The organism is Singulisphaera acidiphila DSM 18658, from assembly GCF_000242455.2.
Lineage (GTDB): Bacteria > Planctomycetota > Planctomycetia > Isosphaerales > Isosphaeraceae > Singulisphaera > Singulisphaera acidiphila.
Map to the genome: position 1 here is coordinate 7,967,858 of NC_019892.1, position 25,576 is coordinate 7,993,433.

At 62.4% G+C, this 25,576-nt stretch carries 22 protein-coding genes and 1 tRNA gene; 7 read left to right on the forward strand and 16 right to left on the reverse strand.

Annotated elements, in window-relative coordinates; all coding sequences use genetic code 11:
- Positions 1–169 precede the first annotated feature (169 nt).
- Positions 170–1,678, forward strand: coding sequence for a class I adenylate-forming enzyme family protein (locus SINAC_RS31070; protein WP_015249509.1), 1,509 nt, complete (start codon positions 170–172; stop codon positions 1,676–1,678).
- A gap of 71 nt (positions 1,679–1,749) precedes the next feature.
- Here SINAC_RS31070 and SINAC_RS31075 read toward each other — a convergent pair whose 3' ends face one another.
- From SINAC_RS31075 to SINAC_RS31090, 4 genes are all read right to left on the reverse strand, one after another.
- Entirely contained in the window at positions 1,750–4,122 is a 2,373-nt protein-coding gene (locus SINAC_RS31075; RefSeq protein ID WP_015249510.1) for a helicase-associated domain-containing protein, read from the reverse strand.
- Between the two features lie 13 nt (positions 4,123–4,135).
- Complete coding sequence (locus SINAC_RS31080; protein WP_015249511.1) at positions 4,136–4,360, reverse strand: hypothetical protein; 225 nt, start codon at positions 4,358–4,360, stop codon at positions 4,136–4,138.
- A gap of 115 nt (positions 4,361–4,475) precedes the next feature.
- Entirely contained in the window at positions 4,476–6,188 is a 1,713-nt protein-coding gene (locus SINAC_RS31085) for a DNA repair helicase XPB (RefSeq protein ID WP_015249512.1), read from the reverse strand.
- Positions 6,189–6,396: 208 nt separating this feature from the next.
- On the reverse strand, positions 6,397–7,263 hold the full coding sequence (locus SINAC_RS31090; RefSeq protein WP_015249513.1) for a serine/threonine protein kinase: 867 nt from the start codon (positions 7,261–7,263) through the stop codon (positions 6,397–6,399).
- Positions 7,264–7,576: 313 nt separating this feature from the next.
- Between SINAC_RS31090 and SINAC_RS31095 the strand changes: the two genes are divergently transcribed.
- The gene (locus SINAC_RS31095; protein ID WP_020466358.1) at positions 7,577–8,071 is read left to right on the forward strand and encodes a flavin reductase family protein; all 495 of its coding nucleotides are present in this window, start codon (positions 7,577–7,579) and stop codon (positions 8,069–8,071) included.
- A gap of 166 nt (positions 8,072–8,237) precedes the next feature.
- On the opposite strand, the gene SINAC_RS31100 is transcribed toward SINAC_RS31095, so the two are convergent.
- Together SINAC_RS31100 and surE are read right to left on the reverse strand one after the other, a co-directional pair.
- A complete protein-coding gene (locus SINAC_RS31100) occupies positions 8,238–8,825 on the reverse strand; it encodes an FKBP-type peptidyl-prolyl cis-trans isomerase (protein ID WP_015249514.1) in 588 nt (195 codons plus the stop codon).
- Between the two features lie 108 nt (positions 8,826–8,933).
- Entirely contained in the window at positions 8,934–9,695 is a 762-nt protein-coding gene (gene surE / locus SINAC_RS31105; RefSeq protein WP_015249515.1) for a 5'/3'-nucleotidase SurE, read from the reverse strand.
- Positions 9,696–9,848: 153 nt separating this feature from the next.
- Here surE and SINAC_RS31110 point away from each other — a divergent pair.
- Positions 9,849–9,921 (forward strand) — tRNA-Ala (locus tag SINAC_RS31110).
- Positions 9,922–10,071: 150 nt separating this feature from the next.
- On the forward strand, positions 10,072–10,368 hold the full coding sequence (locus SINAC_RS31115) for a type II toxin-antitoxin system prevent-host-death family antitoxin (RefSeq protein ID WP_015249516.1): 297 nt from the start codon (positions 10,072–10,074) through the stop codon (positions 10,366–10,368).
- Between the two features lie 93 nt (positions 10,369–10,461).
- Here SINAC_RS31115 and SINAC_RS31120 read toward each other — a convergent pair whose 3' ends face one another.
- From SINAC_RS31120 to SINAC_RS31130, 3 genes are all read right to left on the reverse strand, one after another.
- Complete coding sequence (locus SINAC_RS31120; protein WP_015249517.1) at positions 10,462–11,136, reverse strand: DedA family protein; 675 nt, start codon at positions 11,134–11,136, stop codon at positions 10,462–10,464.
- 207 nt (positions 11,137–11,343) lie between these two features.
- A complete protein-coding gene (locus SINAC_RS31125; RefSeq protein WP_015249518.1) occupies positions 11,344–11,778 on the reverse strand; it encodes an ExbD/TolR family protein in 435 nt (144 codons plus the stop codon).
- Positions 11,779–11,866: 88 nt separating this feature from the next.
- On the reverse strand, positions 11,867–12,772 hold the full coding sequence (locus SINAC_RS31130) for a MotA/TolQ/ExbB proton channel family protein (RefSeq protein WP_015249519.1): 906 nt from the start codon (positions 12,770–12,772) through the stop codon (positions 11,867–11,869).
- A 335-nt stretch (positions 12,773–13,107) separates the two neighbouring features.
- Between SINAC_RS31130 and SINAC_RS31135 the strand changes: the two genes are divergently transcribed.
- Positions 13,108–14,727: an adenylate/guanylate cyclase domain-containing protein gene (locus tag SINAC_RS31135; protein ID WP_026012024.1), complete on the forward strand. Its 1,620-nt coding sequence runs from the start codon at positions 13,108–13,110 to the stop codon at positions 14,725–14,727.
- A gap of 66 nt (positions 14,728–14,793) precedes the next feature.
- On the opposite strand, the gene SINAC_RS31140 is transcribed toward SINAC_RS31135, so the two are convergent.
- From SINAC_RS31140 to SINAC_RS31170, 7 genes are all read right to left on the reverse strand, one after another.
- The gene (locus SINAC_RS31140) at positions 14,794–16,281 is read right to left on the reverse strand and encodes a thioredoxin domain-containing protein (protein WP_015249521.1); all 1,488 of its coding nucleotides are present in this window, start codon (positions 16,279–16,281) and stop codon (positions 14,794–14,796) included.
- A gap of 850 nt (positions 16,282–17,131) precedes the next feature.
- Positions 17,132–17,620, reverse strand: a complete 489-nt coding sequence (locus SINAC_RS31145) for a hypothetical protein (RefSeq protein ID WP_015249523.1) — start codon at positions 17,618–17,620, stop codon at positions 17,132–17,134.
- Positions 17,617–19,053, reverse strand: coding sequence for a YcjF family protein (locus tag SINAC_RS31150; protein WP_015249524.1), 1,437 nt, complete (start codon positions 19,051–19,053; stop codon positions 17,617–17,619). The genes SINAC_RS31145 and SINAC_RS31150 overlap by 4 nt, the downstream gene beginning before the upstream one ends.
- 3 nt (positions 19,054–19,056) lie before the next feature.
- Complete coding sequence (locus tag SINAC_RS31155) at positions 19,057–20,424, reverse strand: amidase (protein ID WP_015249525.1); 1,368 nt, start codon at positions 20,422–20,424, stop codon at positions 19,057–19,059.
- Between the two features lie 33 nt (positions 20,425–20,457).
- Positions 20,458–20,646 (reverse strand): hypothetical protein, encoded by a 189-nt coding sequence (locus tag SINAC_RS31160; RefSeq protein WP_015249526.1) that lies wholly within the window; start codon positions 20,644–20,646, stop codon positions 20,458–20,460.
- A gap of 70 nt (positions 20,647–20,716) precedes the next feature.
- Positions 20,717–22,261 carry a YcjF family protein gene (locus SINAC_RS31165; protein ID WP_015249527.1) on the reverse strand — a complete coding sequence of 515 codons (1,545 nt, stop codon included), beginning with the start codon at positions 22,259–22,261 and terminating at the stop codon, positions 20,717–20,719.
- 267 nt (positions 22,262–22,528) lie between these two features.
- Positions 22,529–23,356 carry a hypothetical protein gene (locus SINAC_RS31170; RefSeq protein ID WP_015249528.1) on the reverse strand — a complete coding sequence of 276 codons (828 nt, stop codon included), beginning with the start codon at positions 23,354–23,356 and terminating at the stop codon, positions 22,529–22,531.
- Between the two features lie 549 nt (positions 23,357–23,905).
- Here SINAC_RS31170 and SINAC_RS31175 point away from each other — a divergent pair.
- Complete coding sequence (locus tag SINAC_RS31175; RefSeq protein WP_015249529.1) at positions 23,906–24,361, forward strand: hypothetical protein; 456 nt, start codon at positions 23,906–23,908, stop codon at positions 24,359–24,361.
- 264 nt (positions 24,362–24,625) lie between these two features.
- Positions 24,626–25,501 carry a polysaccharide biosynthesis/export family protein gene (locus SINAC_RS31180; RefSeq protein ID WP_237722611.1) on the forward strand — a complete coding sequence of 292 codons (876 nt, stop codon included), beginning with the start codon at positions 24,626–24,628 and terminating at the stop codon, positions 25,499–25,501.
- The last annotated feature ends 75 nt before the right edge of the window (positions 25,502–25,576 follow it).

Below are 25,576 nucleotides of genomic sequence, written 5' to 3' on the forward strand. Positions count from 1 at the left end.
GATCGTCGGTCTGACTCCGCGCGACTGCCTCCAGCGGCCGAACTGTCGGGCATCGTAATCGAATCTCCAGGCCGTCGTAAGATCCCGGAGATCAAAGCCTCAAATGCCCCGCGTGACCTGTTCCTCGACCATCGTGCGAATGCCGAGATCAGGGAAGGGAAAATTCCAAATGAACGTTGCCAATCTGCTGACCGCAGCCGCTCACGAGCGTCCCGACCACCCTGCGTTTGTCTTCGAGGGGCGGACCGTCACCTATCGGGAACTCGAACGCCTGACCGGGCAGTTTGCCAATCTGCTGGGGCAACGAGGCGTCCGCCCGGGAGACGTCATCGCGATTTTCCTCGAAAGCAGCCCCGAGTTGATCGTTGCCTACATGGGGGCCTTGAGAGCAGGTGTCGTACCCAACGTGGTCAACGCATCGCTCAAACCCGAAGAGGTTCGGCTCGTCGTTTCCGACTCCAACGCATTTCTCCTCGTGACCGATCCGACCCGCTGGCAGGCGCTGCAAGCAGTCCGCGACGGACTTGGGACTTGTCAGACCCTGCTGTCAGGCGACGACGATGTCACCGAGGACAAAGATGAGGGACTGGAATCGTTCAACACAGCCCTGGAAGGTTCGCCAAGCGACTTCAAGACGCTCGAACTGGCACCGGAGACGCTGGCGAGCTTACTCTACACGTCGGGGACGACCGGCTTTGCCAAGGGGGTCATGCTCTCGCACCGCAACATCATCGACAACGCCACAAACTTTGCGAGGGTTCATTTCACGGCCGACGACCGGCTCCTGATCGCGGCTCCCCTCTTCCACTGTTGGGGCCTGATCAACGGACTCCTGGGCAGCTTCGTCGCGCGAGCGACCGCCATCGTGCCGCGACGATACCGCACCGAGCCCACACTCGACCTGATCGAAACGACCCGCCCCACGATCATGCTCGGCGTTCCGACCATGGTCAACTACATGAGCAAATCGCCGAGTATCCCTCAGCGCAGTCTGGACAGCCTGCGCGTTGTCCTCTGTGCCGCGGCGCCGATGCCACTGGAGTTGATCGAAACGATGAGGCGACTCTGGAAGGTCGGCTACGCCGAGTCGTACGGCCTGACCGAGACCAGCCCGGTCATCACCACCACTCCCTCCACCGAGATGCGACCCGGCTCGTGCGGCCGAGCCATGGGCGACACGATCCTCAAGGTGGTCGATGCCGAGGGCAACGCGCTACCGCCAGGCGCCGTAGGTGAACTCTGGGCCCAAGGGACGGCGATCACCGCAGGCTATTTCGGAAAACCCGAAATGACAGCCGAAGTCTTCACCAGCGACGGCTGGTTCAAGACCGGCGACATCGTCAAAATCGACGACGACGGCTACGTCTTCATCGTCGATCGCGTGAAGGACATGATCAACGTCGGCGGCGAGAAGGTCTATCCGCGCGACGTCGAGGAGGTCCTCCACCGCCACCCGGCCGTTGCCGACGCCGTGGTGGTCGGTATTCCCGACCTCAACCTCAGCGAAGTGGTCAAGGCTTATATCGCCCTGAAACCCGACCACGCCTGGACCCCCGAAGGCGTTCTGGATTACCTGAGGCCGGAACTGGCATCGTTCAAGCTGCCCCGCTCCGTTGAATTCGTCGCCGAGGTTCCCCGAAGTGTTTCCGGCAAAGCGCTCCGGAGACTGCTGAGATAATCGCGGAACCCTGAAAGCAACAAACACTCAAATCAAAACTCATTGCAGTCCCAGAGGGGCTGCAATGAACCTCACTTCCGTTTGGGTGACCGAAGGCTCGCCCCAGCCGGACGACTGGGAATCTCCGGTTCTTTCACGACCAAAGGATCGGCAATCGCAAGACCGAGTCGGTCGAGAGCGATCCGGAACGCCTCGAGTTCCTCGTCGGGGACAACGACGGAGGTCGGTCCAAGTCGTTCGCCAAGATGGCTGCGCGTGCTCGGATGCTGCACCAGGCCATCGATGAGATCGGCCGACGGCGCGTGGAGGACGAGCGGACGGCTCGTGCTCAAGGGGGGTACGCGTGACTGGTTCGCCAGGAGCAGTAACCGGACGGCGGGCGGAATGTCGGCGTCGGTCCGGCGGGTGAACCAGTGCGACAAGGTGGACGAAGTCATCCCGTTGGCGACTCCGCGCGCGATCGAGGCAGGAGAGATCACGAACCGTCGGCGCGGGTTGCCGGGCGTTCCGGTGGCCGGATCCAGGGGGAGCTCGTCGGCGAACCGGACGAGCTCGGCATCGACCAGAAGGTCGGAACGGGACAAGTCGAGCGAGAGAGTCACACCATCGGCTTCAACTTCGAGGCAGGCCTCCGGCGATCGTCGATAGTCGCGAGCGCCGGCGAGCCGGAGCCGCTGGAATGGAATCGAGGAGTCATCCTCCACCAGTAAGAGCCGGTCGGAGATCGCAATCGGCGCCACGCCTTTTGACTCGGGCCACTGAGCCAGAGCCTTTTCGAGGTCTTCCTTCGTGGCAAACTCGACCAGCGTCGCCGACGCATAGTAGGTGATTCGCTCGCGACGGCCGGCCCAGGTGCGCACGGCTTCGGAAACGCCGGCGGGCAACACGCGCTGGCTATGCCGCGCCAGGCGATCGAGCATCTCGGGGGGGGTGAGTCCCCCTTCGAGCCCTCGATAGACCGACTCGGGAGTCAGCTTGAGTTCCAGGGCGGCACCGACTTGCGACCAGAGAGCGAACCGACTGAACTGCCCGATCAGAGGCGGGGTCAGTCCTTGGCGATAAGCGATGATCTCAAAGTTGGGCTGGACGTAGAGGAAGTGCTCGAACGTGGGCCGGGGCGGTGGCGGTGGCCCCAGCGCCAGGATATACCGCCCGAGTGCGGAGAGCTGGACGATCGCTCGGCCGTCCGCCCCGTCCACGGCGGCCCTGACCAGGCCAAGTTGATAGCCAGCGCCGAGCAGGAGCGATTCGAGGACCGCGGGTTCCGCTCCTCGTTCTTCGTTTCGACTCTCGCGTGCCGGTCGGGCGGATTTGGCGGCACGGACGGCCTTGGCACGCGCGGCGGGGTTCGCCGCCGGTTCTTCCAAGAAGCCGGCCCGATCCCAGTCGGGCAGCAATTCGCGAAGCTGGGCATCGAAGTCGTCGAGCGCAACCCATTCGTCTTCGGCGAGGGTGGCGAGCCAGAGCAGGACGACCGGCCTGAGAAAGGGCAAGGCCAGCTCGACCGTGCTCCCGTCCTGCTGCATCCCCCCCTGCTCGTGCCAGGTCCGCAGCGCGAGCCAGCGGGTGGCCACCATCTGCGGCAAGTGAATCGCATTCTCCGCCCAGAAGCCTGGCGGGGCCGCCACAACCCGATCGCTGTTCTCTTCGTCGACGAGCAGGCTGACGCCACGAGACAGGGCCAACCAGAATGCCGCCATGTCGGGGAGCGGTTCCAGGGCATCGGCGATTGGGCCGGCGAGCACCGGATCGTCCTCGAGCCGATCTCGATCGCGTTTGTAAAGCGTCCCGTGCTGAGTGCGCCGTAATGGGCCGGCGTCGACCCGCTGCCAGATTGCGGCCAAGCGCAGGATAGGTTCGAGTCCGTCGGTCTCGCGGATCCTGACCACCGTTCCCGAATGCGGCGTGAGCTTCTTCTCCGGCAGGACCGTTCTCGAAGCGCCGAGCACCGAAGGATGTGCGAGGAAGCGCGCTCCGACCATGTCGCCACGCTCAATCAGCCGCGCGAGATCATTGGTGAAGTTGCCTTCCGCCAGCTCGATCGCCAGCAGGCCCAGCTCAAGTAATCGATGGACTGTCGGGGTGGGCTCAATTCCCAAGCAAGTGAGCGCATGAAACAGCCCGTTGAACGACCACGAGGTCGTCTCCGTGAGCATGAACAGGCTCGCCGCCAGTCGCAGGCCGGGTTCGAGGGAAGCCAGAATCCGCTCCGCGAACCGCAGTTCCGCGAGTCGCTCGGTGATGACTCCGGGCAGGGCCCGAGGCTTCGTCCCCGGGTCAGCCAGGCCGAGTGCGCGGTGAATCTCGAAGAGCCGGATTCCTTCGTAACGCTCGAGCGCACGCAGGTAGGCGGTTAACGGGGGGGTAACGACTACAGGTACCAGTACGGCACCCTCTGAAGTCGTCGATTCGTTTTCTTCCCGGTCCGGAGCATCATCGGCCATCGTCGCGTTACCCTCAGCGAACGACTCGAGGGGTATGCCCCATCCGCCGCAGCTCCTCGATAATGCCCTCTTCCTCTTCCGAGTGGACCAGCAGCACGGTCTCGGAGAGCCGTCCGGCGACCATACGAGCCAGCGTTTTCCGCGCCAGCAACTCCTCCGCGAGGACCGGTTCCGCGGTGCGGATCAGGGCCACATGCTTATGGAGCTTGACTGGGATTCGCGCGGACGGGGCTGGCATCGCTGGCTCTCCCAAACGGAGTTCAACTCAAGCAAAACGGTCCTCGGAAGGAAACATTCCCTCCGAAGACTCCACGCCTTTCCTGAGGCCAAGATCAGCCTCAGGAGAGATGGCATTAAGACTTCGATGCCGTCGACGCGCGAGCAACGATATCGGATTCGTCAAGAATCTCGTAGCTATACCCCTGTTCGGTGAGGAAGAGCTGACGATGGTGGGCAAAATCCATCTCTCGAGTGTCGCGGGTCACAAGAGAATAGAAACTGGCGGGAACCTCCCCCTCCTTGGGTCGAAGGATCCGGCCCAGCCGCTGGGCTTCTTCCTGACGGCTCCCGAACGTTCCCGAAACCTGAATCATCACATTGGCGTCGGGTAGGTCGATCGCGAAATTGCCGACTTTGGAGAGGACGAGCCGACGGATGTCGCCACGACGGAACCGACCGTACAGGTCTTCTCGTTCCGAGTTGGACGTCTGCCCGGTGATCAGCGGCACGTCGAACCGCGCCGCGATGCGGCGAAGCTGCTTGAGGTACTGGCCGATGACCAGGACGCGATCGTCGGGCCCATCGTGCTCGTCCAGCAGCAGGGCCACCAGGTCATCCTTCGACGGATTCTCGCTCGCCAGGCGGAACTTGTCGCGCCATTCGGCCACCGCATACTCCATGCGGGCGTCGCCGGGAAGTCCCAGGCGCACCTCATGACACTGGGCTTCGGCAATCCACCCCTTCGACTCGAGGACCCGCCACGGCACGTCGAACTTCTTGGGTCCGATCAGACTAAAGACGTCTTCCTCGCGGTTATCCTCGCGGACAAGCGTCGCGGTCAGGCCAAGCCGGCGGCGTGCCTGGATATCGGCCGTGACCCGGAAGACAGGAGCGGGGAGCAAGTGGACCTCGTCATAGATGATCAGGCCCCAGTCCCGCTGGTTAAACAGGGAGAAATGCGGAAAGTCGCCATCCTTCTTCGGCCGATAGGTGACGATCTGGTAAGTGGCCAGGGTGACGGGCGCAATCGCCTTCGAGTCGCCGGTGTAGGTGGCCACCATCGAGTCGTCGAGGTCCGTCTTATCGAGGATCTCGCGCTTCCACTGTTCGACGGCCGTGGTACTGGTGGTCAAGACAAGCGTGTTCTTCTTGAGTGCGGCCAGGGCGGTAAGCCCAACGATCGTTTTACCCGCACCGCAGGGCAAGACAACGACCCCCGAACCCCCGCGCGCATCGCCTCCCGCGTGAAAGGCGTCGACCGCCCCCCGCTGGTAGTCGCGAACCTTGAACGGGAGCCCGCTCCGCGCGATTTCCCGAATTTCGACAGCGAGATCGGCCCCCTCGGCATAGCCGGCCAGGTCCTCGGCCGGGTAACCGACCCCAATCAGAGCCTGCTTGAGCATCCCCCGAAACGCATCATCGATCACGAAGCTCGTTGCGTCGATCCGCTCGCCCAAAAAGTCGCGAACCCCTTTTTGCCGAGCCAACTCCTCGAGCAAGGCCTGGTCAGCCGTGACCATGCGGAGCACACCGTCGATCCGCCGGAGTGTGACTCGTCCGTAACGGCTGACCAGTTCCCGGAGGTCAGTGCCGAGGTTCGGCGGCAAGGGAAACTTGCTGTAAACCCCAAGCGCGTCGATCATCGCATCGGCGGTCATGCCGGCAGCCGCAGCGTTCCAGAGCGACAGCGAGGTCAGGCGATACGTGTGAATGTGCTCGGGGCTCTTCTCCAGCTCCGCGAACGGCGCGATCGCATCGCGGGCCTCAGCGTGCAACGGGTTATCGACTTCCAAAAGGACCGTGCGGTCGCCCTGCACGATCAGCGGATTGGAGGGATTGTACTGCATGGGCTCCTTGCCAGGCGAAGACGAGCAGAAAGAAGTGGCGGTAGCCCCCGCCGAACCCGGTTCATGGTAGACGCGCCTGAGCGAACTGGCAAGGTCGGCTTGGCGACAGGATCGCGTCGCAACGAGCGGACGAGCCAGGATCACACAGGCCGGCAACGCGGCAAACGGACGGAACATCCATCAAGAATTCGCCCAGCCGCCACACCTCCTAGAACTCCTCGTCATCGGCCCCCTTCAGGTCGACTTCCTGAAGCCCAAGGTATTTGGCAACGGCGGCCAACTGGTGCTTGATCTCGAACATTCCGGCGGGCCGGCGCTCGGGGCTGATCTCGAGGCAGGCCATGATCGTCTCGTTCAGGGTGCCGGGGATCTTGGGATTAATCTGGATCGGTGAAGCGATTTTCCGGCTTCCCGATTCACCGGTCTTGGGCAACCCCTGCTGGACGAACCGGCCCGTGAACATGCGGTACATGGTCGCGCCCAGGTTGTAAATATCCGTCCGTTCGTCGACCACCCGCTCAGCCACTTGCTCAGGCGCGATGAACTGGGGGGTCCCCTGGATCCGGTTCTTCTCTTCGCCCTTGATCCAGGCCGTGCCGAAGTCGATCAGTTTGACTTGGCCGGTCTTGGAAAGCATGATGTTGGACGGTTTCAGGTCGCCGTGATAGACCCCACGGCGATGCATGTGGGTGAGCGCCGAGACCACCTGGTTGAAGACCAGGATGAGCTGGTCCATCGCCGGGGCTTCCAGTTCGTCAAGCGTTTTCCCGTCGACGTACTCCATCAGCAGTTCGACTCCGGAGAGCCGGAACCACGAACGTTTGGTCCGAATGTCGTAGATCTTGGCGATTGCGGAATGATTGAGCTTCTGAGCCGCCTCGTATTCGACCCGAGCCTGGGCGATGTAGATGTCGTCGTCGGCGTCCTGTCGCTTCACGACTTTGAGGGCGTAACGCTTGCCTCCCGCCGTCTTGTCGCTAATCAAGAGAATTGTGCTACCCGCCCCATTGCCCAATGGGCTCACGACCCGATACTTCATCTCGCTCAGCTTCGGCTTGCTCGACACGTCTGCCATGCGTTTCCTCGATGGTCGAGGCGGGTTGCCCGCCCGAGGGAATAGGATATCGTGGACCAAGGGTCAGGTTGGAGCTGCGTGGTGGATGCGGTCCCCGCAGCGTCGATCTCCGGTACGACTCGAGGTCTACGCTGGGTTAGTACGTCGCGCGGACGTGTGATCTCAACGAACTTAGCTCAAGACCGCGGTGGGAGCAATCCCTCGGGAACGTTCCCCTCTTTTTCGGATCCAGAGCCCTCTGTCGCCTCCCGCTCAGCCCCTCGGTCCGGGGTGTCTGCCGGTGCGACTCAAACGTCAAAGAGACCAAATCACCATGGCGGATCATCTGCGTCCCGAAGGGACTGGTTTGAGCCAATCGCTGGGCCGAATCCCCAGCGGCCTCTACATTCTCACTGTCCGCCAAGGCGACCAGGCCACGGGGATGCTCGCAAGCTGGGTCCAGCAAGCGGGTTTCGAACCGCCGATGCTGACCGTCGCGGTCAAGCGTGACCGCTTTGTCGGCGACTGGATCGAAACCAGCGGCCGATTCACCCTGAATCAACTTGCCACGGGAAGCAAGGCGCTGATCCGTCATTTCGGTCGCGGGTTCGCCCCCGACGCGGACGCGTTCGAGGGTCTTACACTCCGCGACGATGCCCAGGGTGGGCCGGTACTCGCCACTGCACTGGCCTACCTTGATGTCGAGGTCGCCGGCCAGATTAGCGGAGACGACCATCGCATCTTCCTCGGCCGAATCGTCGCTGGCGGCTTGCTCGACCTTGAGGCCGAACCCCTCGTTCACGTTCGGGCCAATGGGTTCCACTACTGAATCAGCCCCAAGGACCGACTTACGTCGTTTCATGTTCTTGTAGGGTAGGCTTTAGCCTGCCGGTTCTTTTTGGACTGGTGGCAGGCTGATGCCTACCCTACAAGACTTCGCTTCCCAACGCCCCGGGGTCACCCCGCCGAGAGGGAGGAAGCGGCGATCCCCTCGGTTATTTGATGCCAAGCAGCTCGACATCGAAGATCAGGGTCGAGTTCGCTGGAATTGACCTCTGAGCCTGGCTGCCATAGCCGGCGCTGGCGGGAATCGTCAGCTTGCGCCGCTCACCGATTTTCATACCCGGGATCCCTTCGTCCCAGCCCTTGATCACATTCTGTTGCCCGAGCGTGAAGCTGAACGGCGTTCCGCTATCGCGTGAACTGTCGAACTTATTGCCATTCTCAAGGGTGCCGGTGTAGTGGACCAAAACCGTCTGACCCGATTTGGCCTCGGCTCCGGTCCCTTCCTTGAGAGTTTCGTACGTCACGCCGGAAGCCGTCGTCTTGGTTTCCCCCTTGGTTGTCGGGAGAGCGGGGGGTATTTCGGCGGCTTCCTTCGGCTTGACATCGCCCTTCGCGGCGGTACGAGATGCAGCCGCCTGTTCTCCCAGCGCTTCCGCAGGTGCGTTCTTTTCCTCGTCAGGCAGCTTACGTAGGCGATCCGTGCCCGGCGGGGCAGAGGAGACGATCGCCGACGGCGGCTCGCAGCCACAGGCGGCCAGGCAGACAAGACCCAAGGTGAACCAACGCCACGTCAACATCGACAACGCCTCCGCGCCGGAACCGGCGACATACCTTTGAATGAAAAAAAAGGGTAGTGATGATCGGCAAGCCCGCTCGGCCGGGCTGCGTCGCTCTCCATTATCTCATTATGACGCCTCGCCGCCATCGAACACCAGTCCATGGCCAGACTCCTTGTCAGTCAGCCCATCCAACCGGAGCAGAGTGACCGAGATCCGGCCGCCGAAGCAGACGTCGACGTCGCGGAACGGTTGACGAGCGCGCGTCTGATAGTCCCCCGAATACGTGGAGACCTCCCCCGCCACTTGGTATCGCAACGGTAACGGCGACGGATCGAGAGGGCAAAAGACAATGGCCGGGTCCGGTCCTCCCGGCTCGGCGTGAGGGAGATTGACGTTCCAGAACGTTCCCGGTTCCCAAGGCATCTTGAGGAGCCGTTGAAGGACCTGGCCTGCCCATCGCGAAGCCCGCGGCCAATCCAGCGGACGCCCGCGCGCGATGTACTGGGAAAAGGCGATCCCGGGCACACCGTTGATCACCCCTTCGCGGACTGCGGCCACCGTCCCCGAATGGTAGACGTCAGTCCCCAGGTTCCCCCCCGCGTTAATCCCCGACAGAAACCAGGTGACGTCAGGAACCAGGTGGTGGAGCGCGAGCCGAGCACAGTCGGCGGGAGTCCCGTCGACAATCTGTTGTCCCTCGGGACCCACGCGAACCGCGATCGGCTCGTGCGTGGTGACCCGGTGCCCACAGCCCGAGTAGGGACCGCTGGGGGCGACCACGCGACACGAACCCAGCCCCTGAGCCGCCTCGTAAAGCGCAACGAGCCCGGGCGCATCCCAGCCGTCATCATTCGTCAGAACAAACTTCAGCATCGACTCGTTGCGCATGGCCTGCCTTTTCAGATCAATTCGCGGGTAAGAGACCATTCCTGAGAAACCGAGACAATGTTCCTACCAGATTGTTGACACGGGCCCCATGCCCTGATAAATTAACCTCCGTCAGTGCGACTGAGAGCGAAAAGAAAGAAAAGATTGAAAAGCGGGGGATTAGCTCAGTTGGGAGAGCGCTTGCATGGCATGCAAGAGGTCAGGGGTTCAAGTCCCCTATCCTCCACTCGCTTCGGCAGGTTTTTCTTAAACCTGCCGTTTTTTCTTGGTTCGTGTTGGCTCTTCGATCATCGCGATCGGTTCCCTCCGCAGTTGCGGAGTTAGCTACGGGCCTCACGTGGGCAAACGCCCCTTCCCGGGTGGAGGCCGCAATTCTATGGTAGACAAATCACCCGATTCGCCGGTGCGAATCATCGGCAGTAGGGAATTGCACCAAAACCTTCCGGGCATTCTTCGCGAACTCGAGAATGAGACCGTCAGGTATGTGCTGACTGTCCATGGTAAGCCGCGAGCCGTGCTCGTCGGTGCCGAACCTTATTTGAATATGGTTTTGGACGGTAAAAGTCCGAGCGAGGCTTTGGTCGGCCTCCAGCTCAGCGCGCTCCTCGGTGGGAATCTGAATTCCATGCCGCTCGATGACTTGGAGCGGGCCCTCGAACAGAAGTCGAAGTAAGTCCATTCTTCGGGCCCGTCCGATCGATCGAGGGTGCGCCCCCTCCCTGTCTATTTCGTCCCTAGAGGCGTAAGCGGCTCCCTTCCACTCAACTCAGCTTCCTTCTTGCTGCCCGCTCTTATCCCGGCGCAGTTTATTTCGAGCCACTTCGATGACAGCGGGCAAGATCGAGATCACGATGATCGCCGCGATCACGAGCTTGAAATTCTTCTGAACCACTTCACGGCCGCCGAACCACCAGCCGCTCACCAGGAATGAGAGCACCCAGGCCACGGCGCCCGTGATGTTGAAGATCGCGAACTTCGCGTAGTTCATCCGCCCGATGCCGGCGACGAATGGGGCGAACGTGCGGACAATGGGCACGAACCGCGCCAAGATGATCGTCTTCCCGCCGTACTGCTCATAGAAATGCTGCGCTTCGACAAGATGCTTCTTGTTGAGGAGCCAGGACTTTTCCCTGGAAAACACTTTCGGGCCGACGTAATACCCCACCGCATAATTGACCGCGTCACCCAGGATCGCAGCCACGATCAGGAGGACGGCCGTCAATGACAGGCTGATCGGCGAACCGGAATTGGCCGCCACCGCCCCGACGGCAAAGAGCAGCGAGTCGCCGGGCAGAAAGGGAGTCGCCACCAAGCCCGTCTCGGCGAAGACGATGAGGAAGAGGATGACGTAGAGCCAATGCCCAACCCCCTGCGCCAACTCATTCATCGTGTCGGGGCTAAGGTGTAAAAGCGTGTGAATTACTTGCTGCAAAAATTCCATTCGGGCGTCTCTTGAAGGATGGAAGATCACGGGGACGAGTCCCCGTTGGTTTGAGCCAGAATCAGACGGGCGCGGCGGTGGGCGTCGTCGTGATCGAGAGGAAACGACTGTTCACGGCAACTCAGAAAAAGCAAGGCAAGCGAAACCGCCCCCGCCCCCTTGCCCGGGCTCTCTGCTCCCTCAAAAAAAGGGGCAACACCCAGAGCCTCAATTCGTGGTAGTCTCATCGCCGCGCGGGCGAACCGGAAGTCGCACGTTATGAATCCCGGCTCCATCGCAGACGGAGAGGACGTCGGCCAGGTCCTGGTAATTCAAGGCGGAGTCACCCCGAATCACGACCCCTTGGTCCTCAAAGTGCTCGCGCGACTGCCGAAGAATCTTGGCCAACGACGGGAGGTCGTGAGTGGTGTCCCCCAATGCAACGAGTCCGGGACGGACAATAGTTAGCATGAGGTCGTCGGGCGCTGCCGTCAGCGGACTGGCATCGGTCACTTGCGGCACGCTGACGACAAACTCGTTCTCGTCCCAATCGTAGAGCCGGGTGGCCGCGATAAAGAAGACGAGCAAGCAGAGCACGACGTCCACCATCGGCGTCATGTTGACATGGGGCAACTCGTCGGCCTGAAGGCGGTCCGAGAGCATCGGGGGTGTGCCTCCGCGTGTCGAGAGGAATTGGGTCCGATCGGATGAGAGTGTCCGTGCGTCAGCGCGGCTCAATCCAAAGAATTCGTCAATGAGCGCGCGACTCGTGACGCGTCAGATCGCCGGGCGGGGTGAGCGGCGAGCGGCGATCGGAGGTCGGCCGGAGCGACTCGGCAGAGACCAGGTCGATCACTTTCCGCGCATTATCGTCGAGCTCACGAACCAGCAGGTCGACCCGGTTGAGCAGATAGTAATAGGCCGCGACCGAGACGATGGCGATCGCCAACCCGAGCGCCGTGGCCACCAGGGCGAGACTGATCCCCTGCGCCAGAGCCTCTCCTTTCGCGGGCCCGACCCGACCACCCAGGGCGTCGAACGATTGGATCATACCGACGACGGTTCCGAGCAGCCCGAGCAACGGGGCGAGCGTGGCCGTACCATTGAGCACTCGTACGTTTCGCTTGAGATCTGAGACCTCTCCCGCAGCGTCGTAGCCGAGCGACTGGCGAATGATCGCCGCAGGCTGGCCCCATGAATTGATGACCATCGCGAAGACACGAGCCACCGCACTGTCGTTGGCCCGGCAAAGTTCCGCCGCGCGGTCACGGTCGAGCTTTCCACCGGCGAGCCGTTCGAGGAAACGACTGACGAAGTCACGAGGAATCACGCGTTCGCGACGCAGCGCCACCAACCGCTCCAGCGTGAACCCGAGGGTAACGATCGAACAGAGTCCGAGGAGCCAGAGCATCGGGTTGGAGCGTGAGAAGAAGCCCAGCATGCTTCCCCGGCCAATTCCCGAGTTCTTCTGGGGGGTCGCGGGCTTCCTTTTCTCTTGGGAAGTCGACGCCTTGGGTGTCGACTCGGTCGCGCTCGAATCGACGCGGACGGTCGGCTGCGACTCCGCCAGCGGCTGGCCCTGCGAGCTTGACGGAAGCACCCCGCCCAGCATCGTGACGAGAAGCACCAGGAGAGCGAGGCGGCGAACGCGAGCCATCAACGATATCCTCCATGGAGCCGCCGGCTAAAAGCGCTGCCAACGTCGTTGAACTTTGCGGAGCAACGAGTTGGCGCGGTGGCATCTCGACCGCCACAACGCTTGAAGCGACAATTGTACCGCCCCTCCCTAGTCTGTCAATTGGAGCGGAGAGTTCGGATAGGATGGCCGCACGCAATTTCCCTGGTCGGCCCCCAACGCCGGCTCGGATCTTGCATCCGGCGATCATCCGATTCGTTTCGAGGTCTACAGTGCCAAACCTAAAGCCGGACATTCACCGACCGATGAAGCAGAACCATCCCGCACCGAGTCGAGGGGAGCGATGGATCGATGCCATGGACAAGCCCCTGCTGGCGCTGGCCGTGGTCACCATCATCGTCTACCTCTTTGACCTGGTGAAAGGCCTCGGAGAATGGCGGTCGACCTGGCTCGGCTTCTCCCTCCTCATTGACGGCATCTTCGCGTTCGACCTGCTATTGAAGCTGCGAGTCTACGGGATCACCTACGTCCAGACCCCCTGGTTCCTGATCGACCTCATCAGTTGCCTTCCCTTGCTCGATGCGATCGCCACCGGCGTCAAACCGATCCGAGCCGTCCGCTTCGTTCGCGGGTTCCGAATTCTCCGGATCCTTCGCGGCTTGCGCATCCTTCGGGCACTCCGCTCGATCCCAGCATTCGATCAGTTCGTCAAGGACGCCTCGGCGAGCAAAAAAGAAAAAGTGATTCACCACTCGATGAATATTGGCCTGATCGGAATGACCGTCACGGTCTTACTTTTCATCGTATTGTCTCGCAAGCAGATGGAGACCGACTTTATCAGCCGAATCGATTCCGAGGTGCAAGGCAACGTGAGCGCGGCCACCCTGAAAGCGCTCGGCGGAAGCCTCAAGTTACCGGGCAACGACGATCACTTCTTCCGCCGGGAACTCGTCATCGACGGCCAGCACAAGACCGCCTACTTCGATATGGAACCCGTCGAAGAGCGATCCGATCAGGTCGAATTCTTCGTGATCCTCGGCATGATGACCTCGATGCTCTTTCTCATGTACATTATCGCCTACCATCAACTCGACGTCACGCAGACGCAACTCCGTGGACTGCTCAATCTGGCCCTGCCCAAACAAGTGTCCGAACGGTTCCTGGTGGATCCCCACTCTTACGCCCAGAAGAGCCGGATGCCGGCGACGATCCTCTTCATGGATTTCGTCGGGTTCACCAAGACCTGCGAGGGGCTGGCGCACGATCCCAATCGCCTCTCAGCGCACCTGGAAGCGGCGATGGATTGCCTGGTCAGCGAACTTGTCAAGTACGACCTGATCATCGACAAGTTCATTGGCGACGCGGTCATGAGCTTCCGGGGCGGCCCGCTCGTGAGCGGCGATCCGGCCGACCATGCTTACCGGGCGGTCCGGGCAACCCTGGCGAGCACCCGCGCGTTGACGGAGCTCCACGACCCCTACTTCCACCGCGTGAAAATCGGCGGTGCGTCGGGCAACGATTGCCTGATCGGTGCCTTCGGCACCAGCGCGCGGTTGTCGTATACGATCCTGGGCGACGCCGTCAACCTGGCGGCCCGTCTCGAGCCAGCGAGCGGCCAGTGCGGGACGAAAAACTTGTTCTGCGAAAACACGCAGAGGCTCTGCGCAGAACAACCCGACCTGGTCTGGCGTCGTTGGGGCCGAATCCGGGTTGCCGGGAAGGCCGCGCCCGTGAACGTTTACGAGGCGTTCGACCCCGACGAGGAACCAGAGATGAGCTTCATCACGACGTTCCATCGCGCGCTCGACGCGTTCGAGCACAACGACTTCGACCTGGCTCGAGATCTCTTTCTTCAGGCCGATTCGCAGCGCCTCGACGGAGACGAGCCGAGCCGGCTCTATGTCCCCAGGTGCGAACGACTCCTGCTCGGCGGGGCTCCCGCCGGCTGGGAACCCGTCCTCAACATTCACAAGTAAAGGATTACCGCAGTGTTTGACGCCGACAAAGTCGGCGCCACCGGCGGAAATCGCCGCCCATCCCACTCAACGAGCGGCTGCGTCGGAGAGCATCGGCGCAGGCCCTGACTGGACAGCCCGCCACTTCCCTTTGATCCGCAATTCCGAGGAATTTCGGACCTCGGGAACGAAGGCCGTGACTGGCGGCTCAGACGATGCCTCCTGGAACGTGTCGTTGCTCACGTCAGGCGCCATCTTGAGGTCGGTGCTCTCGGTCGATATCGAACGCCAGGACTTCTTGGCCCCCCCTCGCGGATTCTCTTGCTGAGCGACCACGGGGGGCCTGATCCCAAGCAGTTCGGGAGGCGGCATCATGACCTTGCTCGAATCGTCGGAGTCGGGCGACTGAGCCCGCGCGATCGAAGGGGGGCGGGAGCCCCGGGAGTTCGGTCGATTGGCTGCCAGGAGCGCCCCGCCTTGCTTGTTGGCCGGCGTATACAGCGCCATCAGCTTGTTTCGGTCGAGGATGTTGTAGATCGAGCGGGGAGTGGCGTAGTACCCACGTTGTCCTTGCGGCTCAGCGAAATCGCAAACCCCCGCGAGATAACCCTCCTCTGTATAGAGTCCCCCTCCCGAGCGGCCCTGCTTCGGAGCAAATTGGCACTCGATCGCTTCATAGACCGAGTTGTTGAAAAGCTTCACCCCAGGCTTGATGACCGTGGTGCTCCACGCCGTCGCATCGTTCCCTTCGGAACAGCCAACGGTAAACATTTTCATCCGAGGCTGCGCACTCCACGAGGGCGGAACGACCCGTGAGGCATCCAGCCGCCGACCCGGCCTGATCCGGATGAGACCGACGTCACGATCGAAGTCGTAGTCCATCGCCTCACCCTTGACCGTCTCGACGGGATGGACCCGAGGCTCGTCCTTGCTATGGAGGACGCCATCGAACAGGTCGATGGTGATGGGCAGGCGGAAGTTCGCGGGAGCCGTCGGCGCTCGCCCTTCGACTTTGAAAATATGGGCACAGGTCAGGATGATCGACTCTTCGGCGGTGCTGTGAATGATCGTGCCCGAGCCGAAGCCGATCGATCCGTTCCCTTGGACCTTGATCCGAACGACCGTCTTCCAAGGTTCAGGGTTGGCGGAAAACGCCTGACTCCGCTTTTCCGGATCAGCGGGAGCGTGCTCCTGCCCTTCGTCACGGACCTCCTCGATGCGTCGGTCCACACCGTCGTCACTCGGGGGAACCGCTTGGCCCTTCGCCTTGAGGTAGAACGAGGCCAGCTTTCCGGCCGACTGCGCCCCCTCCGACCGGGCCAGCTCCTTCCCCTCGGGGTCGACCACGAGGAACGTGGGAACTTTGGAGACCTGATACTTGGCGGCGAGGTCGGGAGACTTATCGATATCGATTTCTTTGACTGGGTAGCCGTTATCGATCAATTGCTTGATGGCCGGGCGCATCTGCCGGCAGGGTCCGCACCATGTGGCCTGGAAGTCGAGCAGGATCGGCGAGCGAGTCTCGTCGAGATTCGGCGTGGTGATGAGGGCGATCAGCAAGGCAGCGATGGTCATGCCACACGGACTCCTTTCCGCCAAGACGGCCAAACGCCGGGCACCAAGGGATGGGCCGGGTGAGACCGTTCAAGGTCGGTGTCTCGCGTCACGGAGCGAGGAGGGACACTCACCGATGTCGGAATCGTTCGCGGCGAGTGGGAGGAACGATCCATCGGCGCGACCCGGCCCAAGCGCTGGCTTGAAGCAACGAGACGGCGACGTATCGCGTCCGCCGAGGCGGACCGACCAACCCATAGAAGATGATGTAATGTGCGTAGGTGAGAGACGTGCCAGGGACTGACCCCGACCCTTCCTTGGGTGGTCCTCGCGACGAGGACCCCACGGAACGCCATCATGGCGGACCGCGTCCCGGCGAACAGATCCCGCTTGCTGCGCGGCTCGTCCACCGGTGCCGTAGTAATCGCAACGTCCCTGCGCTTTGGCAGACACCGGCCTCCGGCCAGGTCTGTTCCGAGATCGGAGGGGATCGCGTTCACCGCGGTTGGCCCCTTTTACTAGGAGTGGGCATGAAGTACCAGATCAGTTATCGATCTTTTTTCCCGCCGACTTTAGTATTCCCCCTGATTCTTTCCGAGGAGCGAACCAAGACATGTGATTTGAGGCACTCGTGGAACGGTTGCAACGGCGGTAAGGAACCGGTGGATTAGGGATAAGGGCAGGCATGGGCTCGGGCGAAAGGGCGGGAGCGACTTTCGAAAAAAACATGCAACAGAGCTTTCCCGAGGAAACCTGAATGAAGGCAGGGCAGCCGCCGGCCCAGGAAACGCGCAGCCGAGGCAGGAACCGCCCGAGCAATGCGAGCGGAACGCCCAAAGTCCCCGGGAACGCGACCGAGAGGGAAACAGCTCTACTCAGGTTGTGACGAGTTGGCTGAAGATGGGTCGTCGAGGGCGGGTGCCCCGGGATCGGTCAAGTCGGCCAAGGGAATGAACTCACCTCGCCCTCGAAGCAGTCCCACCGGGCCGTCGAACCGCCAGGCGTCTTGCTCTCGGACAAATTGATAAACCGGCCCGACGCGGTTCGTCGGGCACACCCAGATGTTCGTCCCTTGCCGCCAGGCCTGGAAATTCTTGTGAATGTTGCGGGGGAGACCAACGATCCCCCCCTCGTCCGCGAGCCTCAAGGGATGAGCGCGCCGGTAGCGCTCCGAGCAGAGCCGCGTCGCTCCCTTGAGGTCTTGACGGTTGGCCGCGGTAAAAAGGGCGGTGTAGGTGGCCACGGCCTCCCGGGTAGGCCGAGTCTGAATGGCCAACAGGGCCACCGCCCCGCCCAGGGCAATTGCAACAACCATCCCGAACACGATGGCCTTCCAACGTACCACGACGGCTTCGATCATCCCGTGACTCGCCGTTTGAGGTCGTCCCGAAGTCGGTCGATCACCGAGTCGGTCTTCGCTTCGGCCAGGATCTGGTGGATGACGGTCTTGATCCCGCGCGGACCCCACTGACACCCTTGCTTGAGGTAATGCTTCGCTCCGTGGCCAAGCACATAGGACGTGGTCGAGGCGGTGCCCCCCTGAGCCAGCCCGATGGCTCCGTAGCCGAGCGCGGTGAGGGGAATCGCCAGGCCCCCGCTCAGAATGGAGAGCCCGGCCAGCGAGGACTTGACGCCTCCCGCCACAAGCCTGGTCACAATTTCGACCGCCCCCAAAGCGCCAAGGGCGAGCATCATATCCCTGACCAGGCTGGACGCGGTCTTCCTGGTTAACGGGATCCCATAGACCTTGCTCAAGGCGACGATCATACCTACGTCGACCGCGAGCCCCCCCGCCATGTCAGCGATCGGGATCGGGTTGAGGGCGACCGCCGCTCCCTTGGCGAGCGCAAAGTTCCAGATCAGACGGTTCGCCGCGTCGTCACGAATCCGAAGCTTGTGCGCCACGATCTCTTCGTGAAGATCGCCCGCGAGGAGCAGCGTGTTGAGCGCGACGAGCGCCTTGCCTTCGCGTTCCAGGACGTCGAGGATTCGCAGCTTGAGCGGCTCGATCACCGGAGCGGGCCGTTCCCACTGGACGGTCGTCGTGCCGTCGGGAAGTTGCAGCTTCACCTTGAACGGGTCGGGCCGGGCCGCGGTCATGACGACGTCTTCGGGACGGATCAGGTTGCGGATCCGCTCGTCCTTGATCTTCTCATAGATCTGGTCGCGATCGGTCTCGGGGTAGCGGTCAATCTGGTTGAACACCAGGATGATCGGCTTCTGGACCTGGCGGAGCTGGGAGAGCGCCTCGAGCTCACAGCGCTGCATGTCGCTGGAGACGACAAAGAGGATCAGGTCGGCGTGCCGCGCAACCTCCCGCGCCAGCGTTTCGCGGACTTCCCCTCCCACTTCGTCGATCCCGGGAGTATCGACCAGGACGAGCCGAGCACCTTCAAGCCCTGGGTGCTCGGACGTGGCCGAATGCTCCCAACGCTGCGAAGTCCGCGACACGGTCGTGCCGTGGGTCGTGCCGACTTTGAATACCTCATGCCCTAGTAAGGCATTGAGGACCGACGATTTTCCGCGGCTGACCATGCCGAAGGCCGCGATCTCGACCGTGTTCTCCTCGAGCTTCTGGCCCAGTTCGCGGAGTTGCCGGAGCTCATCGCCCAGCGCAAGCTCCTCGGCGGGAGTCAGCTTCATCCCTTGCAGGGTTTCTTCGAGACTCTCGCGTGCTTTATCGACGATCTCGTCCCGCTTGCTGTCGTCAAGCTCTTCGAGGATCAAGGCGAGCTCCGGGTCATCTGGAGAGAGTGGAGAGTCGTCGCCGGTGGCTGGATCGAGGGTCGCCATGACTCAGTTCCCCCTTCTACGGAACGCACGGCGGGCGATATCCTCGCACCACTGGGCGGTCTCGAACAGGTCGGATTCTCGAAGCAGGCGCGGTTCGACGAGTTGCAACGCCAGCGGCATCCCGTCAGGCGAAAGGTCGATTGGAAACGAGACGGTGGGCGACCCCGTGAAGCTCCAGGGTGAATTGAGCGCCGGATCGCCAGTCGTCGAGGGATCAGGGGCGGTGCCGATCGTTGCCGGCGTGACAAACGCATCAAACGCATCGGCACAACCAAACAGTTTGGTGCGAAGCTCTTCTTGGTGCCGCCTCGCATCGATGTACGTCGTCGCCGCGATCGCATTCCCCTCTTCGATCAAGGCCCGGATCATCGGCTTATAGTGCTCAGGGGCGCTGGCCAGCCGGCTGGCATGCCCCGCAGCCCCTTCGGCCGCCATGATCGCGCGATGATCGCGGCTCACGTCCTCGAAATCGAAGGGGGCCGGCAAATCCAGGACCTCCGCCCCGGCCTCGGTAAGGGCATTGATCGCGCGATCGAAGGCCGCGCGTGCGACGGGATCGGCCTGACTCTCGAAGGGTCCGCGCAGTCGGCCAAGTCGCGGCGGTCGAGAGAGCGGGGCCAACGTCTTGGCAAGCAGCATCTCGACTTCCTCAGAGCCTGACAACGGTGGAGTCACCGCCTCCTCTAGGCGGAAGAATTCCATGAAGATCAGGCCAAGGTCGCGCACGCTCCGCGCGATCGGACCAGGGTGGTCGAGGTGGGGGGCGAAGGGGACGATCCCGTCCATCGGCCCGGTGAACGTGGGCTTGAGACCGGCGACTCCACAAAACGAGGCCGGTCGAATGATCGAGCCTCCCGTCTGGGTGCCGATCGCCCCCAGACACATGCCGCAAGCGACGGCGGCCGCCGAGCCGCTCGAGGAACCTCCCGGCGTCCGTTCGAGATTCCAGGGGTTGCGCGTAACGGGCGGATCGATCCAGGCGAACTGGGTGGTGACCGTCTTCCCGAGGATCACCGCCCCCGCCGTTCGAAGGCTGGCGACGATGCCCGCGTCGTGTGCGGCAATCTTTCCCGACCAGGGGCGGTAACCGGCCGCCGTGGGCATTCCGGCCACATCAATGATATCTTTGACGCCGATCGGAATGCCGTGGAGTGCGCCCCGGCAGTGTCCGGTCCGCAGCTCCTCGTCCAAGGCCCGCGCCTGCTCGAGCGCTCCTTCGCGATCCACGGTCACCCACGCCTTGATCCGCGGTTCCCACTCCACGATCCGGTCAAGACATTGTTCGAGAACTTCGACGCAGGATCGCCGCCCCGAGCGTAAGGCTCGGCCGACACCGTCGATCGTCTCATGTTCGTTGGGAAATAATCCCATGGCTACCGCGCTCGCCTTTCCGCCCTTTGAGGCTCAGACTCGCTCGAGGAGAATCAAGATGCAGGGGTCGCTGCCGTCGCTCTGAGGAAAAGGGGTCTCGCGGATCGGCCGCCACCCCGCATTGAGCAGGCTCGGCAGCCCCGGAAGCCGCTCCACCTCCCCTTCGCGAACGGCCCAGCATTTTCCTTGAAAATCGACGATCACGTACAGAAATTCTTTCATCAACGTTCCTCGCCATCACCGGCCCAAACTAAGGTTCCTTGGCCTCAGCGTGACCGACGAGTCCTCAAGCTTACGAGTCCTTGCCCACAGGTTGCTTCGCGCCTTTCGTTGCGCGAGTCACAACCCGGTCGAGCGCCTGCTTGGCGAACTCCTGGAGAAACTCCGTGCGGCTGTTGAGGTCAAACTGGCGGACCAAGGCAGCCTGCATCCCGCCATCACCCCACGATTGCCCCTTGGCGAAGTATTCGGCGAAAGCGTGTCCCGAGATATGGGTCAGGTAGGCCATCGAGACCGCCTGCACGGCGCCACCGGCCGCATAACCAACCAGCGTCGACTTGAACAGACCAGCGATCAATGAGGTCGAGGCCTCGACGAGCCCAAGCTTCAAGACCATCTGGACCATCTGCGAGCCGATCATCTTGACGTGCGAACTGGAGATCTCGACGCCATAGACGGTGGCCAGTTCGGAGATCATCTGGAACTGGACCGCGCCGGCGGCCATCAGGTCGAGCGCGGGGATCGGGTTGGCGAAGACCGCCCCCGCAGTAACCCACTGAAACTTGTCGATCACGGTCTGGGCGTTCTGATCGCGTTCGCGACCGACCTGCGCCTTGGCCTTCTGGCTAAGCAGGTGCGCCCTCAAGAGCAGGTTACCCGCACGAAGCGCATCGCCCTCGCGGCCGAGGACGGCGGCGATCCGCTCCTGAAGAAGTCCGATCTCCGGTTCCTCGATCTCGAGGACCGTCTGCACCGTCCCGTCGCTATTCTTGATCCGCACGGGAGTAGGTCGAGGCGACGCCGAAATCGCCACGACGTCCTCGGCGGAGACAACCCCGTCCAATCGCTCGCGCAATTTGTCGAGGATAGCGTCGCGGTCGGCCTCCATGAGCCGGTCCTGCTTGTTCAGCGCCACGATTGAGCGCTTGCCCTGGCGGGCAAGCGCTGACATCGGCTCATACTCGGAACGGACCAAATCGTGGTCGACCACGAACAGGAGCAGATCAGCCCGCGCGGCCAGGTCACGGGCCTCGGCCTCGCGCACCGCTCCCCCCGCGCCGATCTCGGAGAGGCCCGGGGTATCGGTCAGCGAAACCGTCCCCTCGACGCCGTCGATCGTGTGGGTGAAGATTTCGCCCCGGCGGGTCGTGCCCATGACGGGCTCGGTCTTGCCGACGTGTTGACCGAGAAGCGCATTGATGAGGGACGTTTTCCCGGCCGATCCGGTGCCGAAAACAACCACGTGGAAGATCCGCCGCTGACGATCGGAGCGAAGTTCGGAAAGCTCACCCTGAAGCTGCGCTTTGGCCAGATCGTCACGGACGTGATTGATGACCCCTTCCGCTTTCTCGGTCTGAAGTTCGGCCGCGCGGACGATGTCTTCCGGGGGCTTCGCCGGGGGCGCCTCGGGGCGGCCCAATTTCCAAAAAAGCCTGGCTGCCGACAGCCCCGCAAGCACCGCCAGGAGACCCGCGATTCCGAGGAAGACGAGGGCCAGCCCATTCGAATGCTTCGCCAGTCGGTCGTGCATTTCACCGACGGACGAGAAAAGCCAGGCTGCCGCGCCCAGCGCAATCGCCGCCAACACGAGAGGAGCGAGCCATCGGGCTGTTCGCATGCGACACGGATCCTTGGAGTATCAACGAGCCGAGGGAGGACCACGCATCGTTAGCGTTATTCGCCCCGCCTCCTCATTGATTGTGACATTTCGCCCGTTTCTTTGCATGCCCTCTCACGAGCGATCCGTGGGATGAGAGTCGGAAAACCCGACATCCCGAGACGGCAAAACGACCCTCACACGCGACGTCCCGGATTGGAAGCGTCGCGCGGAGGGTTGCAATCCCGAAGCGAATCCAAAGTGAAGAACCGGCCCGGTCCATTCCAATCAACGGCGGGTCCGGCCTGCATTGCCGAAGAGGCCGCCCAGCAAGCTGGTGCGACGGGGGGCCTGCTTCGGAGCGGGCTGTGAGAAGTTCGAGGCTCCCGGACCAATGGCCGGATTGGCCGGAGCCAACGCCCCTTGAGCGTTATTGCTCGAGGCTGCGGGTGCCGCCGGATCGGGAAGTGCCAAGAGCGGCGCTTCGATCGGCCCCGAGATCGTGGACGGATCGGTGGCCTCCACCGTCGGCGGAAGATCGGGGGACGGGGGATTGGACGGCCGATCCCCCGGCGCATCGGTGGGAGGCGGGAGCAAGTCCAATGGATTGGTGTTGGACCCCGGCGCAGGAGCCTGCCGCGGAGCGGGCGCGGGAGCCGTGTTCGGTCGGTCGCGATCGGTCTGGAACGGACGCCGCACACCCCCTTCAGGAAGCGGAGGCAGCTCGGCTCCGTCGGGACCGGCTGGGCCTTCGGGCTCATTCCCGTCCATCGGTTCGCGATCGCGGCCAGGGCCCCCGAAGTCATCCGGCGTCAACGGCATAGCCGGGTCACGCGGACGCTTCTGGAAACTGGCCGCCGCATTGGGCGCCTCGGGCGACGGGCAACCCCAGCCGGCCGGGAACTTCCGCCAGCAGGTCGGGTGGTAACCGAAATACTCGTGCCGGTACAAGCCGTAGACCGGATTCTCCTGATTACATGGGACCCGCTGGCGTTTGATCGGAGCAAGCGGGAATAACCCCCCTTGCTGCGCTTCGGCGAGCATCGGTGCACCCATGATCAACAAGAACGCCCACGCCGCTGGCGACCGTAGTCGCCTCCATGATTTTGTCAGCATCCTCGCCTCGCGGGTTGCGGTTGGAGCTCGGAACGCCACGAATCCATTTCGTTAAGCACCCCTCACTGCGGGACAGTCTCTCCTTCGATCGGATCGTTTTTACGACGGGCTGAAGAGAAAATAGAGGGTTTGCATAAACTCCGTATTTGACGCAGATGGCGAAAAATAGGCTTGTAGGGTTTGTGCGGCCGTTCGACGCCGGGATGAGGAGGAGCGAGATCCCACCCAAAACCCGTCGCATACCCAAAACCGGCAGGACGACCTGGCCCTGCTTAAAAACCACTTTCAATAATTTGGAAGATAGCCCTCCCGAATGCACGGCTCAGTGCGTCCCCAAAGAGGTTTGCTGCCATTCAATCGGCCCAACCTTACACTTCATCACCAATGCATATGCAACAACAATTCTGAGTATAGTTTGGGAGGCGAAGTCGACCGAATTGGCTAAAGAATCAACGAGCGGACCTGCGCAGGCCGATGGGATAGTCAGATCGGTCCGCGGACGGAGCATCGCGGCAGGGTTTGTGACTCAGTTCGCCGAGGAGGTGGATCATGGGGCGTTTGTGGCGAAGTTTGGCGCTGGCGATGGCACTGAGCTGCAGCGCAGCGCCTCGGCTGGCTCAAGCCCAGGCGGCCCCCTCCGGGACCGGAGGCGGCGGTGCCTCGCCTTATGCGGGGATGTACGCCAACCCTTACGCGAATCCTTACACCAACCCGTTCCTGAACCCGTACATGACCCAACAGCCCATCCAGGGCAACGCGGCGCTCTATTTTTTCGCGGCCCAGCAACAGACGGGTGGAATTGGTTCCGGCAGGTTGAGCGGCTCACGGCCCGATCCCCACGCGGCGAAGCCCTCGGCCGCCCAACCGGTGGCCGACGACCGTCGAGCCACCGACCGACCGGGCGCGGGGGCGTCCCAATTCTTCAATCGAGGCTATCAGCCTGAGGTGGGAGCAGGGCGTTACTTCAACCGCGCGGCCCGATATAACCGCTTAAAAGGACGCTAACGGAGAAGATCAAATTTCCTCCTGAAGGTTGGTGTGTTCGATGCCGATCTTTAGTTGTGTCAAGGTCGATGATGCTGGATAGCAATCGGCTACTCTCGAATCGATGTCGGGATGACAACGGACCCTGGCCCGCGAATGCTGGGCTGCGATGGCAGGGTCGCGGCCGGCATGTTGTCGGTCGTCTACAAAGCGGGTCCTGGGGCGATGGGAAGGGAGTCTCGTATGGGTCTCAATGGATTCGGACACCGACGGATCGGCTGGTTAATGGCCATAGCCGTCCTGGCGTCGTGCGGCTGTCAGACGGTCAGGACGCCGGAAGAAAAAATTGCCAGCAGCAATATTCCGGTGGAATTCACCAAGGTCTCCATGCCGGAGTACGTCGTGGAGCCCCCCGACCTCCTGCTGGTCGAAGTCCTCGAAGCCCTTCCCGGCCGGCCAATCTCCGGCGAACGTCTGGTCAAGCCGGACGGTAAGATCTCCCTCGGGTTCTACGGCGAGGTCTACGTCGCCGGCCTGACGACGCTTGAGATCAAGGAAAAGATCGTCCTCCACCTGCGCCAGTACGTTTCCGATGACTACCTCGGTCTTTGGAGGCTCGACCCGGGCGATCCCGAGGATCCGGATGACGACAAGCAAGTCCCCGTCGATCCCAAGGATTCGGATCGCGTCTTCGTCGATATCACGGCCTACAACAGCAAGGTCTACTACGTCCAGGGCGACGTCGCCGCCCCTGGTCGGATGCCGATCACGGGCAATGAAACCGTGCTCGACGCGATCAACTACGCGGGAGGTCTCATCGCGACAGCTGCACCTCAGAATATCCGGCTCGTTCGGCCGGCTCCTCCGGGAGCGTGCTGTCAGCAGGTCCTGCCGGTCAACCTTGCCGCGATTGTCAGTGCGGGGGACCCGACGACCAACTACCAGCTTATGCCTGGCGACCGCCTGATGGTCTATCGCGATCCGATCGTCCGCGCCACGATCTTCATCGACCGGATCGCCGCGCCGTTCCAGACGGTTGTGAACTCGGTCCTCCAGTACAGCTTCGCCGCACGATCGGTCAAGACGATCAACTCGGCGGTCGTGGGTGCATCAACTGCAAACACGGGTGCCCCTGCCGCCGCCCAGCCGGGTGCTCGCTGATCGGATAGAGAGTTCTCAACGCCCCGAACATCGATCTTCCAAGAGCCGGAGACCTTCCCGAACGGAAGGGACTCC